A 16,196-nucleotide genomic window follows, 5' to 3' on the forward strand; every position below is an offset into this window, starting at 1 on the left:
GGAGCTATTCGCCACGAGTCTAAACTCGTGCGACTAGCATGGCTAAATCGGACCCCGATAGCAATGGCCTCCGGCAGGATCAACCGGAATGTACCTGGCCACTAAGGGCCAGGGGGCGTGGCGGGTACACTCAGACGAGTGTACACCATCTTGCGTGGTCCGTGTCCGGTGACCGCCAGACCGTTGAACGGCCGGGTGTCACCGAACTACCAAGGCTAACATCAGATCCCATCGTGTACGGCGGACCGCAGGGGTGGAATCCTCATGTCCTTCGGACTTCATTGTAAGGCTGGAAGGGTTCATAAACCCTTCGAACTGCCTTCGAAGTCCGGTACGACGGAGCGAGTTGAACGCCCCGCCAATCGCGTCGTGTGCTTTCCGCATTACAACCGAACACCCTTACACACTTAAGGGCATCGGAACGGGTCGGTCGCCGGAGAGTTCCGGCGGCCGACCGCTCGATAACCCTGTGCGGGCGTCGGCAGGTCCCGACCGGAACCGGTCGGGCCTTCACATTACATTCGGATGGCCGGGTTACATAAAAGGCCGTCGAACCGAACCGGCACCGAAACCCGTTACCGTGCCACGGTTTTCCACAGTTGCTCGTTGGTGCTGTGGTCGCATATAGTAGCTGATGACTTGCAAGTCATCACACACTCAGTCCTACGCACTCGTGCGATCGGATATGTAAACAGTTGCAAGCGTTACTGTAGCTGTCCGATTATCGAATGTCGCACGGCAGGAGGCCGGCCGATCATCCCACGCCACTGGCGCCTGGTCGGACCGGGCGTCACCGTGCATCTGACGCTGAGAACCCGAGACTAATAGTATTTTACTTACCAACTATCGCGTACGCGTGTTAAAAAGGAATCAGTTCTGAGCGACCGATGTCACTCGTCGAGATGTTCGATGCCTTTCTTCGAGACGTTTGCCTCGGTTATCTCCTGTGGCATCCAGTCCGGCTTGTCAGAGGGAGCCTCTTCTTCCCAGGCCCAGCCGTCGTAGATGTGGACTTTGTCCGTCCCTTTCTCCCGTAGCCGGAGCTCTGTTCGGTCCGCCGCGTCCTCGCTAGACGCCGGACTGAGTCGGCGCGCCGCCTTCAGTGCGGCCTGCCTGGGCGTGTTCCCGGAGAACACGCTCGGTTCGTCACCGCTGTCTCGAAGCGCGAAATTTCGTTTACCGTCTTCACGTACCATGGTTTTGCCTCCGTGTCAAATCAGCACATGCCTCATTATAAATATATCCCCGACGGAAGGGGGATTGGACCACTGTCTTATAAAGGACTCCGAGCCAGATGCCGAAAACGAAGGGGATTCACCGGTCGAGCGGGGGATATCAGTGGGTTGTGACGTCGCGCGCGGACGAATCGAGCGACAGAGACGGATATCGTAGGGCTCTGGGTTCGGGATCGTAGAAAACACTTAAGTATGTCGTGTGGCGACTGTCGAGATAGAATACCGCGATGGTACGGAAAAAGAAGCTCAGCCCGAGTGGTGCGAAAGACGAAAACGGCGAGTACCACAACGTCCACATCAACCTACACGAGGACGAACTGGCGGTGGCTGGCATGGAAATCGGGGACGAGGTGTTCGTCCGCGTCCGCGAGGACAAGATAATCATCCAAAAAGCAGACAAAGACGAGGTCGAACACGAGTTCTAACGGGGTCCGTACCCGTCGCGGTGGCATCACTGGGCGCTTCGCGGGGTTTATACTGGTTCTATCCCCAGGATACGAACAATGAACCTGTACGACGTAGCGAAACCGCTTCTGTTTCGTCTCCCGGCAGAAACCGCACACGGCCTCGTCTACCGCGGGCTACGGGGTGTTTTAGGGACTCCCGTCGAAAAGGGCCTCTCCAGACGGTACACCGTCGACGACGACCGACTCGCGGTGTCAGCGTTCGGCTGTTCCTTCTCGAACCCCGTGGGCGTGGCTGCTGGATTCGACAAGAACGCGGAGATCCCGAACGCTCTCGCCAGCCTGGGGTTCGGACACGTTGAAGTCGGGGGCGTCACTGCCGAACCGCAGGAAGGGAACCCGCGTCCGCGGATGTTCCGACTGCGGGAGGACGGCGCGCTCATCAACCGTATGGGTTTGAACAACGAGGGGGCCGCCATCGTCGGCGAGCGCCTGAGCGAGACCGCCGCCGACGTGCCCATCGGCGTCAACATCGCAAAGAGCGAACGCGTCGACAGCGAGAACGCGCCCGAGGACTACCGCAAGACGTACGAACGCGTCGCCGACGGCGGCGATTTCTTCGTCGTCAACGTCTCGTGCCCGAACTCGGAGGGGTTTCGGGAACTCCAGAACCGCGAGTCCATGGAGGCCATTCTGGGCGAACTCGTCGATGCCGGCGCGAGCCCCCTCCTCGTGAAACTCTCGCCGGACCTTCCCGGTCCCGCGGTGGAGGACGCACTGGATATCGTCAACGACCTCGGTCTGGACGGCGTCGTCGCCACGAACACGACGACCGACCGTCCGGCGTCCCTCCGTAGCCCAAACCGCGCCGAGGGGGGCGGTCTCTCGGGCAAGCCCATCGAACACGAGGCCACTGCGATGGTTCGGTTCGTCGCCGACCGCGTCGACGTGCCCGTTATCGGCGTCGGCGGCGTCTCCGGCCCCGAGAGCGCCTACCGGAAGATCCGGGCCGGCGCGTCGCTCGTTCAACTGTACACCGGCCTCGTGTACGAAGGCCCATCGCTGGCCCGAGAGATCAACGAGGGGCTACTCGAACTGCTGGAGGAAGACGGGTTCAACAGCGTGGAGGACGCTGTCGGGGCGGACCTGGAGTAACGCAAAAACGGGCGGGCGAAAAGGCGGAGAGCTATTCTAACGCGTCCATCCGGAACTCGAACCCGGCCACGGGCAGTTCCAGATCGTGTTCGACGAGCACCGACGGGTGGACCTCGCCGATGACGCCTACCGACTCGCCGTCGATCACCACGGCGGCCGTGCGACCGTCGACGAACGTCGGGTGGTCGGTCGGCGGCGTTTCGAGGTCGACGTCGAAGTTCCGCGCGACCGCCTGCAGACGTGCCTTGGCGTCCTCGTAGGACGCGTCGTGTCGCGCGAGAACGCCGGCGACGGTGCGTCGCTCGGCGACGCCCGTGTTCTCGGAGTCGTCCACGTGCGCGGCGAGACCGATCTCAGCCAGGTCCTGCGGGTACGACCGGTGCGTGTTGTTCTCCAGTACCATCAGCAGCGAGGGGAGCGCCCACGTGCGAAGCATCGTGTAGTCCTCGCTGTACGGTTCGCGGATGGTCGCCGGGTCGGCCGCCCCCACTGCGTCGTCGTCCGGGTCGATCCGCATCCGCTCGAAGTTCTCCGTTTCGCTGATCATGTGGAAGTTCAGCAGGTCCTCGAAGCCGAGACCGACCAGCAGGTCCCGGACGGCGTCTTCGAGTTGCGAGCGGTCGTGGCGACCGCCGACGGTGCTAACGTCAGGATAGCTCGGTTCGAGGTCGTTGAAGCCGTACGCGCGTCCAACGTCGTCCACGAGGTCGAGCGGGTGGAGCACGTCAACGCGATACGACGGGACATCGACCTCATAGACGGGGCTGTCGGCGGGCTCCGACCGGCGATCCGACGACTGCGACCCGACGCCGCCCTCCGCCGTCTCCGCGTCGAGTCCGGACCGCTCGAACAGGTCGACGACCTCCTCGGGGTCGAAGTCGACGCCGATGAGGCCCTCGATGCGGTCGTGGGAGACGGATTTCTCCCGCGTAGAGAGGTCGGGACGGACGAGTTCCCGGTCGGGATACTCGACGGTGACCGTCTCGACGGTCGCTCCGCGGGCGTCGAGCGCGTAGCAGACGATAGAGAGCATCCGGTCGACGGTCCACTGGTCGGTACCAGTCATCTCGACGAGCAGTTCGCGGGAGTCCGTCGACACCTCGGTCCGCTTGCCGTTGATAACGGGCGGGAACGAGAACAGGCCGATGTCGTCGTAGATAGCGGGGTAACGCTCGTACTCGCCGACGAGGTCGGCGTACGTCTCGCCTGTCGGGTGGTCGGTGAGCACGTCCGCTGGCGTCATCTCGCTGTTGCTGTCGAGCGGGACGAACCGGTCGCCGTCGGGTTCGATCCCGGTGTAACGGATCGAGTTGCCCTCGCCTTTCCGTGCGGGTGCGCCTTTGAGCATCGCCAGATCGTGGATACCGATGGCACCTTTCGCGCGCTTGCGGCCCATCGTCGCGTGGAGTTTCTCCTGCAACTGGATCAGCGATTCGAGGGCCTCCTCGTCCAGGTCTACGCCCCGTATCACGGCCCCGGTGACGTACGGCCGCTCGTCCGGAACGTCCTCGTCGACCTCGATGGTCCACTCGGCGTCGTTCGTGTTCGGCACGTACACGCCGCGGTCGTCACCGTACTGGTAGCGCAGCGAGCGGGCGATCCCCTCGACGGAGAGGCGGTCCAGGCGGTCCGGCGCGAACTCTAACTGGAACTCGCCTTCTTCCGTGCGGCCCTCGAACTCTAAACCGAGACCGAACAGGTCCGTCTTCAGTTCCTCGTCGTCTTTCTCGTCGTGGCCGGTCAACTCGCGCAGTTCTTCGGGGTCGACGTCGACGACTGGCATCAGTGAATCACCTCGGTGTTCCGCAGCAGTTCGAGGTCAGCGAGCGTCCCGTGGACGTCCCGAATGTCCTCGAAGCCGTACATCAGCATGAGCAGGCGCTCCAGCGAGAGCCCCCAGGCCATCACGTCGCAGTCGACGCCCAGCGGCCGGAGCACTTCCTCGCGGAACATCCCGCTGTTGCCGACCTCGACGAGTTCGCCCGTCGTGGGGTGGGTACCGAACAGCTCGAACGACGGTTCCGTGTAGGGGTTGTAGTGCGGCTTGAACTCCAGGTCGGTGATGCCGAACTGCTCGTAGAACTCCGTGAACGTCCCCATCAGGTCGCGAACGGAAAGGTCGTCGGCCATCACCCAGCCCTCGATCTGGAAGAACTCCAGCAGGTGCGTCGGGTCGAGGGTGTCGTTGCGGTACACCTTCTCGACGCTGAAGAAGCGCTCGGGGGGCTCCAGGTCGCCCTGCGCGTACCCCGAGAGATAGCGCATTGACAGCGACGTTGTGTGGCCGCGCAGGTCGATCCCCTTCGCGACCTCCTCGGTCCACGGCGAGTGGTAGCCCTCGCCGTCCTCGCCGACGCCGTTTAGGTGCGCGTCGCGGACGCGCTCGACCAGGTCCTCGGGGAGCTCCGCGATCTCAGATGGGTTCTCCAGCGCGAACTGGTCCCAGTGGGTCCGCGCCGGATGGTCCTGGGGCATGAACAGACAGTCGTTGATCCAGAACTCGGCGTCGGCGTGCGGCCCTTCCATCTCCTCGAACCCCATGCCGACGAGCGTGTCTTTCACGCGGTTCGCGGTCTGTCGAAGGATATGCTCTTTCCCGCCGTTTATCTCGGCGGCGTCGGCCTCGACGTTGTACTCGGCGAACTCGACGTCTTCCCACTCGCCGGACGTGAGCAGTTCCGGCGTTATCCGGTCGACCGTCTCGGCCGTCTCGACGCCTTCCATCATCGCAGTGACGCCGTCACCGGTCAACGTTACCGAGCGAACGGTCGACTCGCTCCGGTCGACGAGGTCGCGGCGTTCCAACTGGTCGAGAACGCCGTCCTCGTCGACTGATTCGTCCGCAGACAGCGTGGACAGTGCCGCGGCCTCGGGGTCGCTGTCGGGGTCCGCGTCGGGGTCGGCCGTTATTTCACCGTTCTCTATGCTTCCGTACCCCTTGCGGGCGTAGTTCGAGAGCGCGATGTCGACCGCCGCGCCCTCCAGACCGGACTGTCCGATGACGCGACCCATCTCTACCGCCGCTTCGTCCGCGCCGGCGTCGAGGGCCGCCTCGTACAGGCGGATCTCGGGCAGGCCTCCGTCGACGTACGTCGCGCCCTCGTCGGTCAGCGAGACGCTCTCCTCGGTGGCCTCCTCGACGGAGACGAGCTCTGCGTCTGCCAGTTCGAAGACGGCACCCGTGACCGTCTCGGGTGGGAGGTCGGTCGCCTCGGCCAGTTGCTCGACTGTCTGTGCCTCGTTCGCGCTCGCGGTCTCTAACACCGCGACCTGTGATGCTGGTAGCTTCATTCGCTCGTTGGTACACGTACTCTGGGGTCGTCAGTTACCGATTCCGGTTCGACGTGGGCGGTTTCGTCCGCGGCGGCCGGGTTCCCGGCGCGTCGCCGCGCAGTCCACAGCCCGTGATCACCCGGAAAGGAAAAAGCCGAACCCCGGAGCGACCTGCGGCTGGCGGGCGAGACGCCGGCAGTGGGGTTCGGATGCCATAGTGAGGGATAGTCGCACGCGGAGTAAAAACGTTGCGAGGGCAGTTCGGTACCGACGCGGAAGCGGGCGACCCGTTTCGTGACCCCCTAACTGCGCGGCGCTCAGCTGGAACCCGCTCCGTTCGTCGCCGGGACCGGACGTTTTAATCGCTCCCGCGGCGAACCGCCGGCGATGGACTGGGACGAGTTCTACCGCGAGGCCGAGTACGACCGCTGCGCGTATCTGGCGGGGGAGGAGATGGCCGACCTGCTCGCGCTGTTTCTGGAGACGGTCGCCGGAGACGACGGAGCGATGCCCCGGGATCTGTCCTCCGTCGGCTGCGGACCCGCGGTCGTGCCGTTCGAACTGGCCGAGCGCTACCCGGAGATGGACGTTTACGGGTACGACCTCTCGGAGACGGTCGTCCGCGACAACCGTCTCCTCGCCGCGGAGCGGGGACTGGAGAACCTCCACTTCGCCGTCGACGAACTCCCCGACCTGGCGACAGACCGGGAGTTCGACGTGGTCTACTGCGTCGCCACGCTGTATTTCGTCGCGGACCCGGAATCAGCTCTGCGGGCACTGTTCGACCTCGTCTGCGAGGGCGGGCACCTGGTCGTCAACTACCCGACCGACCGACTTCAGCGAGCCGTCCGCGAGGAGTTCGACGAGCGAAAGCGCGAGGCGTTTCACCTCGTCCGGGACGGCGAGAACCTGATCACGCGCGAGCGCGTGAGAGAGGTGCTGGGCGCAGAACCGCACGATTACTGGAGCGCGGTCGACGCGACGGCTGTCCTCGAAGAGAACCCCGAGTGGCCGACGGTGTACGTCGAGAAGTAGCCGCGAGCGCGGTGGACGGTTCGACCGCGCCGTGGTCTCCGGCGGCCGGAGCGGACCGTTTCGGCTGCGGAACGGTTACACCCGCTTACGGGCGGAGTTCAGGTCGATATCGACCTCGTCTAGCTTCTCCGCCCACTCCTCGCGCTTGTCCTGGTGGTCTTCTAAGAACTCCTCCATCAGTTCGGCGGCCTGCTCCTTGCAGCCGCCGCAGAGGCGCTCGCCGGTGACGCATTCGTCGTACACCTCCTTGGCGAACTCGTCGTCGTCGCCGGAGAGCAGGTACGCGTACAGTTCGTACACGGGACATTCGTCTGCTTTCCCGCCGAGTTCGCGCTGCTTTTCGGCGGTCTCGCGGCCGCCGGTCGTCGCGGACTTGACCTTGTCGTAACCCTCCTCGGGGTCGTCGAGCAACGAGATGTGGCTCGCCGGAACGGAAGAGGACATCTTCCCGCCGGTGAGGCCGGTCATGAAGCGGTGGTAGATGGACGAGGGCGGGACGAAACCGTAGCCGCCGTTGTCGAGTTCGACATCGCGGGCGAGCTCCTCCGCCACGTCGCGGTCGAGGTCGAACGAGTCGGCGTGCTCGTCGTAGACGCGCTTCTCGCCGTCGATCGCTTCGATCAGGGCGTCGAACGCCTCGTCGTCCGCGTGCTGTGCGACGAAGCGTGTTCGGCGTTGGAGGGGCTCTTTCCCACCAGAATGAAGCTTATCCAGCGTCGATTCGATGGTTTCATCGTCAGTCTGGCGGAGTGTCTTGGCGTCAAGCGGAAGCAACGCGTCGATGATTTCTGACCATTCGTTCTCGGACAGGTCGTACCCGGCTCGTTCGATCTCAACCACGTCGACGTTCACATCGGACAGGTCTACGGTCGTATCGTCCGCGTTCGCTACGGCGTCACGAAGTTCGCTGATTAGGATTGCCGCCTGTTCGCAAGTGACGTTCCCGAGATCCGCCTCGTCGGCGTCGACACGTTTCGTTTCCATCCCGAGTCCGGACTCGATCGCCGTCTCGACCGCATCGTAGAACCACCCGACGAGCGCCCGCTCCCGCTCGTCCGCAAGTTCGAAGCTGGCGAACGCCTCGGTGACCTTGAAAAAGCGCATCCGGGCGGCGAGGTCGCGAGCGAGGCGGACGTGCGGGTCCTGGTCCGGGCCGACCGGGATGACGGTCGGCTTCGGCTCGTCGAGTTGCGGGTAGAGGATGTCGGCCATCTGCGTGACGACGCTTTGCATGTGCGAGACGTCCGTCTCGCCGTCGAAGCCGTAGATCCCCTGGAACTCCGAGAAGCGCGCCTCGCTGCCGAGTTCGAACGCCAGGTCCTGCACCTCGCGGTTGGTCGACTGGCGGTACAACGTCCCGTCCTCGGGGTCGAAGCCGAGCGCCAGCAGCGAGAGCACGTAGTCCCGCGCGTGCTCGTCTATCTCTTTCCACGTCAGGCCGCGGGCGCTGTGGGCTTCGAGGTCGGCGATCAGCGCGTGGGCGTCGCCGCCCTGTTGCTGGTGCCAGATGATCTCGTCGAAGACTAGCTTGTGGCCGATGTGGGGGTCGCCCGTCGGCATGAACCCCGAGAGCGCGGCGAACGGCTCGTCGTTGCGCATCGCCTCCGCCACGGGCCGGTAGTCGCGGTGACCGAAGATGACGCCGCGGCGCATCAGGTAGTGCGGAGCGGGCACTTCGGGGAGCACCTCGTCGAACTCCTCGATGCCGAACTCCTCGAACAGCTTGCGGTAGTCGGAAACGCTGGAGGAGCCCCACGGGTCGAGAGCCACGTCGTCGACGGTTCCACCGTCTGCTCGAGGCGTCTTCGACGCCTCGGTGTCGGCCCCCGCCGCCTCCGTTCCGCCGTCGTCCTGGCGGACCGTCTCGTCGGCGTCGCGAGTCTCGTCAGTCATTACCGTAGCATCGCGGCGACATGGGCAAAAGGGGTTCGCTTCGGAGCGTTACGGGCGGTCGCCGAGCGTGTCGGCGACCAGTTGCGACTCCGCGCGCCGAAGCAACGCCGAGGCCGTCGAGACGGCGCAGTCGAGTTCGGCGGCTATGGCTTCGACGCCGCCCTCCCGGGGAATCTCGTAATATCCGACCGACTGGGCGGCCTCCAGTGCCTCCCGTTGTCTGTCGGTAAGAGACGGGCCGAAACCGCGGGTGAACGGACCGACCGAGAGGATATCGACGCTCAGCTCAGACGGGATCGCGTCCAGTAGCTCTCGCAGGTCCGTGCCGTGGCCGACGGCGGTCAGACGCATCGTCCGGTCGGCACGGAACTCGACCGGCGGGACGACCACGACGGTGTCCCGGCTGAATGCGTCGAGCAGCAACTCCTCGCCCTCGCCGTTCGGCGCACGGATGTACAGGAAGAACCCGCCGTCGCCGTCGGGCCGGATATCGTACTCGGTGATCGAATCCCGCGCGGAGAGCATCGCTTCGTAGACCCGGGGGTCGCCCTCGACGTAGAACAGCAGTGTCCGCTTGCCGCCCTCTGTCTTCCCCTCTAGCATCACCTCCTGCTCGACTGCAGGGGATTCGCAGACGAACGCGTGCATCGGATGGATCGTCTCGGCCGTGTATTCGATGACGAGTTCCAGCGACTTCACAGCGGGCGTACTGCGGGTGAATACTTAAACCTCCGAAAAGTATCGGGGATAGAACCCTCCCGCTCGCCGTTCGATAACAGAGTATGAGCGAAACGACACGACCGGCGGGTGAGAGCAGGAGCGACCCGGACGGAGGACATCTGGAACGGAGCCGCCGCGTCTGGAACTGGTGGAGCGACCACTACGAACGAAGCGAGTCGGACTACGAGCCGATGCGTGAAACCACGGTCCGCTATCTCGACCTCGAACCGGGGGATGCCGTGCTCGATATCGGCTGTGGGCCGGGCGTGAACTTCGAACTGCTCCGGGAGGCTGTCGGTCCCGAAGGGCGCATCGTCGCGATCGATTACAGTCCGAAGATGGTCGACCGGGCCCGCAAGCGGGTCACCGAGCGTGGCTGGGAGAACGTGGAGGTCCGTCGCGCGGATGCGACGAGGGCGGACCTCGAACCGTCGGCGTACGACGCGGCGATAGCGACCCTCTCGCTCAGCGTGATGCCGTCGCCGGAAGAGGCCGTCGAGCGGGTCTGCGACGCGCTCGTCCCCGGGGGACGGTTCGCGGTCTTCGACATCCGACGAGTCCCGTCCGGTCCGCTCCGGATCGTCAACCCGCTTCTCGCGCGGGCCTTGCATCTGGTCGCGAACTGGAACGTCGATTCGAACGTCACGACCGCCGTCGAGCGCACGTTCGGCGACTGCGACGTCGTGGAGACGTACTTCGCGGGAGTGAACTACACCGCTGTCGCGACTCGTCGGCCCGCGGAGTGAGTCCTCAGGGCGTCAGCCGTTCGACCGACCGCCACTGCACCGTTTCGCCGTCGACCTGCGCGAACGTCATCGTCTTGCGGACGCCGTGGGCGAGGCGCACGTCGAGCGCCAAGTCCCGCGGCGCAAACGCGTACTCCGACGGCAGGACGCGAACGAGTAGTTCGGAGTGTCCCAGGTCGTCGACGCTCTCGACGTCGGCGTACGTCCGGAAGTCAGCGCCGAACTTGAAACCGGTCTTGGGGACGACGCCGCGGTCCCGAAGGTCCGCATACACCAGGAGGCGGCGGTCGAACCGTTCGCCCTCGACGGCACGGCCGCGGTCGACGACCGCCTCACGGGGGAGAGTTAGTACCTCGCGTTCCACGAGGTACGCAGCCTCGACGAGCGATAGCTGGAGCGCTTCGCGGTCGCCGTCGCGGCCGGCAAGCGGTTGTCCGTAGAATCCCTGCTCGTGGAGGTGGGCCGGCGACTCCCAGCAGACGACGCGGTCCGAGAGCAGGTCGGCGGGGACGCTATCGGGGAGGTCGATGCCGCTGGTGCCGCCGACGTCCGGCCGGCCCGTCTCGAAGTACGTTATCTCGCTTTCCTCGTCGACGATGGCGAGTACGCGGTCGCCGAGCGTCGCGGCGGGGACGGACGCACGCTCGCCCACGGCTCGCACCCGGTAGGCCACCTCGCCGTCGCCGGGACCTTTCCCGCGCGGGTAGACGTGAAAGTCGGTGTCGTCCGGGTCCGGAACCCAGTCCTCCCTGGCGGGCGAGAGGTAGAACCCGCGTTCGCGGAGGTCGGCGTACACGAGAAAGCGGACGCCGAAGCGTGGGTCGTCGACTGAGGTGAGGAACTCGCGGAAGCTCATTCCGTCGACGGCGTCGAGGTCCCCCCGGAACAGGAGGTGGGCCGCCTCGGTGCGCGCGAGGGCAATCTCGTTCCCGCCAAGCGGCCGGCCGTAGCCCCGCGAATCGTAGAACCGCTGGCGGGCGTCGCCGCCGACTCTGACGACGCCGTCCCGAAGGTGTCCGTCCATACTCGTCGGTGGACGGCGCGAGGGCAAAGGGGCTGTGGTCGGGAGCGCGGCACGAACGAAGGGAGCCACTCATGCCTCGCAGGTCCCGTCGAGACACCGCTTTCGGGTTCCCGTGTCGAACAGCGGTAGCCCGCAGTCGCACTCTCCGACGACCGTGCCCGCCGGAAGCGAGAAACTCGCGTCGCAGTCAGGATACGAGTCACAACCCGCCAGGAGACCGCCGCGGCGGAGGACACGCAGGTCGTCACCGCAGTCCGGGCAGTTCCAGACGCCGTCGAACGCCTCCTGTACGGCGGCGTCAAGTGACTCGCACTCGCGGTCGAGACAGACGTCGAACGGCTGGCCGCGTTCAACCCGAAGTCGGGGGCGACCGCAGTCGCAGCGCTCGTCTGTGACGATCGCTCCGGACGGGAGGCCGTAGCGCTCGCCGCAGTCGAGACACGACACCGCGCCGCCGGTCCGAACGAGCGTGCCGTCGCAGTCGGGACAGTCGCCGACGGGCGTCCCCGCCTCGCTGGAGGGATACCGCGCGAAACCGTCCTCGGCGTGGGCGACGACTCGAAGTCGCTGGTCGCCGGCGTGCGCGTCGACGGCGAAGCTACCGTCACGCGAGCAGGCGACGGCGTCGGCCCGGGTCAGCCACGCGACGGGCTGATAGCCGTCGGCATCGTGGACAAGGACGGTGTTGTCGGGCTTGACGACCACGGTGACGCGGCCGCGGTGTTCCTCGCGGCGGTCGCCGTCGTAGACGACGGTACAGTCGCCGGCGAGCACGCGGATCGGAGCGTCGGGGGAGTCGGTCGCGGACATGGCCCGGGCTGGTCCCGGTTTCGGCCTTAAACCTGCGGGGCAGAACATTTGACGCGTCGCGCCGTCGGTCGAGACGTGTCACCGACGGCTGTACTGTTCGATATGGACGGCGTGATCGTCAACTCCGAGGACTTCTGGGTCGAACTGGAAACCGAAGAGATACTGCCCGCGGCGGTCCCCGACGGGGATATCTCGGAGGACGAGATAACCGGGATCAACTACCGGGAGATCTACGACTATCTGGACGAGTATTACGATGTGGCGATAGACAGCGAAGAGTGGGAACGGCGGTACGAGTCCGCCGCCGAAGGGATCTACGCGGAGAAGGTTGACCTGATGCCCGGCTTCCGCGATCTAGTCGAGACGCTCCGCGACCGCGGGTGCAGGGTCGCCGTCGTGTCGTCGTCGCCGCAGGAGTGGATCAGGATGGTCACCGAGCGGTTCGGCCTGACGGATCTCTTCGAGGCAGTCGTCAGCGCCGACGACATCGACGCCGACAGCAAGCCCGCCCCGGACGTGTTCGAACACGCCGCGCGGCAGGTCGGCGTCGACCCCGCCGACTGCATCGCCGTCGAGGACTCGAAAAACGGCGTCAAATCGGCCAAGGCGGCCGGGATGACCGCCGTCGGCTACCGGACGGAGACGAACGCCGAGATGGACCTCGACGAGGCCGACGCCGTCGCGGACGGCGCGGAGGAACTGCATGACGACCTGCTTTCGCGGACGGCCTGAAGTCGGCGGCGGGCGGCGCGGTTAGATCCGCCGGGCGAGCGTCGCACGCACGTCGTACACCGCGACCAGATAGCTCGTCATAGCGGCGACCGAAACCGCCACGAGGAGCGCCTTCGCAGAGGCGATAGCGTCCGCCGGCACGAAGTTCAGGACCACGACGAGGGCGACCAGCAGCGCGACCGGAAACGTTCGCACACCACGGCCCACGGCCGCGTCGTCGAACCGGTAGTCCCGGAGCTTCGGGAAGACGACGCGGGCGACGATCGCGGCGAGGAGGACGCCGACCACCGCCTTCGTGTACGGGTCGGAGTAAAACGACAGCAGCCAAAAGCCGATGGCTCCGACGAGACTCACAGTAAGAAACGTTGCCCATAATCCTTGACGGTTCATTGCTCTCACCTCATTCCAATTCAAACTTTTATGAAGATATTCCTTGTGTGTTGAAAAAATATGAATAGTAATTTATATTTATCAGAGTCAGCCCAAATAGATGCGGATCCCTTGTACCAAAACACCCCGAGAAGTATCTCCAAGAGAGACGAAACGTCTCAAGGGTCCGGACGCGCGAGATCGACGACGTTCTCAGGTATGACGCCACGGACAACGAGATCGCGTCGGACGCGGCAACGCACGGCTGGGCCTGATCACGCTACCCGCACCGTCCGGTGCTCCTCGACCGGCAACAGCGGCAGGTCCGGAAACGCGACGCTGACGGTGAACGTCATCTCGTCGTCGCTCCCGCCGAACACGCCGACGGGCGCGGTCAGCGTGTCGTCGAGATAGCCGTCGGACGTCGTCATCTCGACGCCGTTTACCGTGACGCGGACGCCCGCCTGCGCCGCGGCACCCGAGTTCCGAACTGACACCTCGCGCATGTCGTTCTCGCCGGGGGCGACGGTCGAGGGGAAGTCGCCCCACTCGACTGCGACGGCGGGGAGGTCGCGGGCGCTCTCGACGACGCGTTCGGCGACGCCCTCGGAGAGGCCGGCGTCGGCCAGTCCAGCGACGCCGGCGTCGACCACGTCGCCGGGCGTCTCGATCCCCTCGGAGGCGAGTTTGCTCGCGCGGCCCGAGCCGACGCCGTCGATGGCGGTGAGGCCGACGGCGTCGTCGCTGACGCCGTTCTCGATGCGGGCCTCGACGCGGCGCGCGAGGTTGGCGTCGCGCGGGTCCGCGAAGCGATCGAGAAAGCCCCGGAGCGCGGAGACGAGACGCAACGCGTTCTGGCGGATGACCCAGGCGTCGCTGCGCAGTTCCGCGGGGGTCGACCCCGTCATCGACGAGCGGAGGATGGCGAGCACTTTCCGCGGGCCGTGGTCTAGGTCGCCGGCGTTCTGACTCGAAAGAACCGCCTCCACCGCGTCCCGCTCGGACTGCCGGGCGCTGACGCTGTCGAACTCAGTCGCGCTCGCCACCGCTTCGAGGATGGCGTCCGTCGGGATGGAGTCACGCACGGCGAGGTCGTGGAACCGCTCGGCGGTTTCCAGGCGGAGGTAGAACTTCGAGGCGAGCAGGCCGAGCCCCGTCGCCTCGACGCCGAGGTTCGCGTCCGTCTCGACGAAGCCGCGGTCGACCAGCCGTTCGAGTTCGGTCCGCACGCGGTCGCGGAGGTTCTCGAAGTCGTACTCGGCCGGTTTGCTCTGGGCGCGGACGTAGTAGAACGTGGTTTCGAGCCACTCCATCACGTCGTCTAAGTCCTGGATAGTGCCCATCGCGATCTCGGCGTTGAGGTGGGCGTCGAGGTCGCCGTCGGAGTTGCGCTGACGAGCGCCCGAGTCGGACGAGTCGGGGACCCCTGCAAGCCGCGATTCGATCTCCTTGCCCTCCCGGAGCAGGCGTCGGTACTTGTCGGCGTCGGAGCGGTCACAGACCACCCAGCCGTAGCCCACGTCGTCGTACCCAGGCCGCCCCGCGCGGCCGAGCATCTGGAGGACGTCGAGCGGGCTCATGTCCACCTCGCCTTCGAGGGGGTCGTGGAGCTTCGTGTCGCGGATGACGACACAGCGGGCGGGGAGGTTGACCCCCCACGCGAGCGTGGAGGTGGAAAAGAGGATCTTGATGCGGTCCTGGCGGAACCACTCCTCGATCAGGTCCTTGTCGTTTTTCGAAAGCCCCGCGTGGTGGAAGGCAACGCCGTCTAACACGGATTTCCGGAGCGTGTCGTTTTCGAGTTGCTTCGTCTCGGTGTGGAAGTCGTAGTCGCCGCGTGCGCCGACGGGAATGTCGCGTTCGCCGATCTCGTCGCGTGCCTTCTTCGCCGCCTGGACGGTGTCTTGTCGCGAGGAGACGAACACCAGCGCCTGCCCGCCGTCGCGGATGTGCGGCTCCACGAGGTCGAGCGAGCGATAGAGCCGTCGGTACTTGTCGGCGAAGGCGTTGTCACCGTGGGTGTACGTCTTCACGCCGGCGTTGAGGTCGACGGGGCGGTACTCGTCACCGAACTGGAAGGTGGCCTCGGGCGGAGCGTCGAGCCACGCGGCGACGTCCTCGACGTTCGGCATCGTCGCCGAAAGGGCGACGGTCCGCGGGTCACAGAGGCGGCGCAGGCGCGACACCGTCACTTCGAGGACGCTCCCCCGGCGGTCCGAGTCCAGCAGGTGTACCTCGTCGATGACGCAGCAGTCGACGTCCGCGATGAACGAGTACCGGGGCGTGTCGTGTTTCCGGGTCGCGGAGTCGGCCTTCTCCGGCGTCATTACGAGGATGTCCGCGCGCCGGGCGCGTCGCGGGTTCAGGTCGCGTTCGCCGGTGACGACGTACACGGAGTAGCCCATGTCCTCGAAGCGTTCCCACTCGTCTTCCTTCTCGTTGGTGAGCGCGCGCATCGGGGCGATAAACAGCGCGGTGCCGCCCTCCGCGAGCGTCTTGCAGATAGCGAGTTCCGCGAGCGCCGTCTTCCCGCTTGCGGTGGGGGCGCTGGCGACGACGTTCTCGTCGCCGTCGACGATCGCTGGCAGCGCCTCGCGTTGCATGTCGTTGAACTCCTCGAACGAGAACGCGTCGGCGAACTCCGGAACCACCTCGGCGACTTCCATCTCGTGTGGTTCGGGGGGTCCGGGGGTCAAAGGCGTTTCCGTAGCGGTCGATCGTGTAGCGGCGGGTCCACAGACCCCGAGCCGGCGGCCGGCACAGCCACACTGTCGACAGACCGTCGTAACGAGATCCGACA

General features: G+C 65.5%; 14 protein-coding genes and 1 rRNA gene. 5 read left to right on the plus strand and 10 right to left on the minus strand.

Going from position 1 to position 16,196, the window contains the following annotated elements; genetic code table 11:
- Together EYW42_RS17110 and EYW42_RS17115 are read right to left on the minus strand one after the other, a co-directional pair.
- A 16S ribosomal RNA gene (locus tag EYW42_RS17110) occupies positions 1-90 on the minus strand; the annotation flags it as partial.
- Positions 91-890: 800 nt separating this feature from the next.
- Positions 891-1,196, minus strand: a complete 306-nt coding sequence (locus EYW42_RS17115) for a non-histone chromosomal MC1 family protein (protein ID WP_135536642.1) — start codon at positions 1,194-1,196, stop codon at positions 891-893.
- Positions 1,197-1,462: 266 nt separating this feature from the next.
- Here EYW42_RS17115 and EYW42_RS17120 point away from each other — a divergent pair, with 266 nt between their 5' ends.
- Together EYW42_RS17120 and EYW42_RS17125 are read left to right on the plus strand one after the other, a co-directional pair.
- On the plus strand, positions 1,463-1,660 hold the full coding sequence (locus EYW42_RS17120) for a hypothetical protein (protein WP_121816299.1): 198 nt from the start codon (positions 1,463-1,465) through the stop codon (positions 1,658-1,660).
- A gap of 78 nt (positions 1,661-1,738) precedes the next feature.
- Positions 1,739-2,794, plus strand: coding sequence for a quinone-dependent dihydroorotate dehydrogenase (locus EYW42_RS17125; protein WP_135536644.1), 1,056 nt, complete (start codon positions 1,739-1,741; stop codon positions 2,792-2,794).
- A 31-nt stretch (positions 2,795-2,825) separates the two neighbouring features.
- Here the strand turns inward: EYW42_RS17125 and pheT are convergent, their stop codons facing one another.
- Positions 2,826-4,577 carry a phenylalanine--tRNA ligase subunit beta gene (gene pheT, locus EYW42_RS17130; RefSeq protein ID WP_135536646.1) on the minus strand — a complete coding sequence of 584 codons (1,752 nt, stop codon included), beginning with the start codon at positions 4,575-4,577 and terminating at the stop codon, positions 2,826-2,828.
- Positions 4,577-6,085 carry a phenylalanine--tRNA ligase subunit alpha gene (gene pheS, locus EYW42_RS17135; protein ID WP_135536648.1) on the minus strand — a complete coding sequence of 503 codons (1,509 nt, stop codon included), beginning with the start codon at positions 6,083-6,085 and terminating at the stop codon, positions 4,577-4,579. The genes pheT and pheS overlap by 1 nt, the downstream gene beginning before the upstream one ends.
- Before the next feature lie 369 nt (positions 6,086-6,454).
- On the opposite strand from pheS, the gene EYW42_RS17140 reads away from it, so the two are divergent.
- The gene (locus EYW42_RS17140; protein ID WP_135536650.1) at positions 6,455-7,102 is read left to right on the plus strand and encodes a methyltransferase domain-containing protein; all 648 of its coding nucleotides are present in this window, start codon (positions 6,455-6,457) and stop codon (positions 7,100-7,102) included.
- Positions 7,103-7,177: 75 nt separating this feature from the next.
- On the opposite strand, the gene EYW42_RS17145 is transcribed toward EYW42_RS17140, so the two are convergent.
- Both EYW42_RS17145 and EYW42_RS17150 read right to left on the minus strand, forming a co-directional pair.
- Positions 7,178-8,995 (minus strand): tryptophan--tRNA ligase, encoded by a 1,818-nt coding sequence (locus tag EYW42_RS17145; RefSeq protein WP_135536652.1) that lies wholly within the window; start codon positions 8,993-8,995, stop codon positions 7,178-7,180.
- 48 nt (positions 8,996-9,043) lie between these two features.
- Positions 9,044-9,694, minus strand: coding sequence for a helix-turn-helix domain-containing protein (locus tag EYW42_RS17150; RefSeq protein ID WP_135536654.1), 651 nt, complete (start codon positions 9,692-9,694; stop codon positions 9,044-9,046).
- 83 nt (positions 9,695-9,777) lie between these two features.
- On the opposite strand from EYW42_RS17150, the gene EYW42_RS17155 reads away from it, so the two are divergent.
- The gene (locus EYW42_RS17155; protein WP_135536656.1) at positions 9,778-10,461 is read left to right on the plus strand and encodes a class I SAM-dependent methyltransferase; all 684 of its coding nucleotides are present in this window, start codon (positions 9,778-9,780) and stop codon (positions 10,459-10,461) included.
- Positions 10,462-10,465: 4 nt separating this feature from the next.
- Here EYW42_RS17155 and endA read toward each other — a convergent pair whose 3' ends face one another.
- Entirely contained in the window at positions 10,466-11,485 is a 1,020-nt protein-coding gene (endA, locus tag EYW42_RS17160) for a tRNA-intron lyase (RefSeq protein ID WP_135536658.1), read from the minus strand.
- Between the two features lie 69 nt (positions 11,486-11,554).
- The gene (locus EYW42_RS17165; RefSeq protein ID WP_135536660.1) at positions 11,555-12,295 is read right to left on the minus strand and encodes a topoisomerase DNA-binding C4 zinc finger domain-containing protein; all 741 of its coding nucleotides are present in this window, start codon (positions 12,293-12,295) and stop codon (positions 11,555-11,557) included.
- A gap of 75 nt (positions 12,296-12,370) precedes the next feature.
- On the opposite strand from EYW42_RS17165, the gene EYW42_RS17170 reads away from it, so the two are divergent.
- Positions 12,371-13,027, plus strand: a complete 657-nt coding sequence (locus EYW42_RS17170) for an HAD family hydrolase (RefSeq protein ID WP_237561365.1) — start codon at positions 12,371-12,373, stop codon at positions 13,025-13,027.
- Positions 13,028-13,048: 21 nt separating this feature from the next.
- Here EYW42_RS17170 and EYW42_RS17175 read toward each other — a convergent pair whose 3' ends face one another.
- Together EYW42_RS17175 and EYW42_RS17180 are read right to left on the minus strand one after the other, a co-directional pair.
- Entirely contained in the window at positions 13,049-13,381 is a 333-nt protein-coding gene (locus EYW42_RS17175) for a hypothetical protein (protein ID WP_135536662.1), read from the minus strand.
- A gap of 290 nt (positions 13,382-13,671) precedes the next feature.
- A complete protein-coding gene (locus tag EYW42_RS17180) occupies positions 13,672-16,062 on the minus strand; it encodes a DEAD/DEAH box helicase (RefSeq protein ID WP_135536664.1) in 2,391 nt (796 codons plus the stop codon).
- Positions 16,063-16,196 lie beyond the last annotated feature (134 nt).

The sequence above is a fragment of the Halostella pelagica genome (genome assembly GCF_004762015.1).
GTDB classification, from domain to species: domain Archaea; phylum Halobacteriota; class Halobacteria; order Halobacteriales; family Natronoarchaeaceae; genus Halostella; species Halostella pelagica.

What these genes read in the sequence shown, in the direction of transcription:
- EYW42_RS17165 (WP_135536660.1), bottom strand. Translation starts at nt 12,295, where the DNA reads ATGTCCGCGACCGACTCCCCCGACGCTCCGATCCGCGTGCTCGCCGGC.
- EYW42_RS17145 (WP_135536652.1), bottom strand. Translation starts at nt 8,995, where the DNA reads ATGACTGACGAGACTCGCGACGCCGACGAGACGGTCCGCCAGGACGAC.
- EYW42_RS17125 (WP_135536644.1), top strand. Translation starts at nt 1,739, where the DNA reads ATGAACCTGTACGACGTAGCGAAACCGCTTCTGTTTCGTCTCCCGGCA.
- EYW42_RS17140 (WP_135536650.1), top strand. Translation starts at nt 6,455, where the DNA reads ATGGACTGGGACGAGTTCTACCGCGAGGCCGAGTACGACCGCTGCGCG.
- EYW42_RS17180 (WP_135536664.1), bottom strand. Translation starts at nt 16,062, where the DNA reads ATGGAAGTCGCCGAGGTGGTTCCGGAGTTCGCCGACGCGTTCTCGTTC.
- pheT (WP_135536646.1), bottom strand. Translation starts at nt 4,577, where the DNA reads ATGCCAGTCGTCGACGTCGACCCCGAAGAACTGCGCGAGTTGACCGGC.
- endA (WP_135536658.1), bottom strand. Translation starts at nt 11,485, where the DNA reads ATGGACGGACACCTTCGGGACGGCGTCGTCAGAGTCGGCGGCGACGCC.
- EYW42_RS17155 (WP_135536656.1), top strand. Translation starts at nt 9,778, where the DNA reads ATGAGCGAAACGACACGACCGGCGGGTGAGAGCAGGAGCGACCCGGAC.
- EYW42_RS17120 (WP_121816299.1), top strand. Translation starts at nt 1,463, where the DNA reads ATGGTACGGAAAAAGAAGCTCAGCCCGAGTGGTGCGAAAGACGAAAAC.
- EYW42_RS17115 (WP_135536642.1), bottom strand. Translation starts at nt 1,196, where the DNA reads ATGGTACGTGAAGACGGTAAACGAAATTTCGCGCTTCGAGACAGCGGT.
- pheS (WP_135536648.1), bottom strand. Translation starts at nt 6,085, where the DNA reads ATGAAGCTACCAGCATCACAGGTCGCGGTGTTAGAGACCGCGAGCGCG.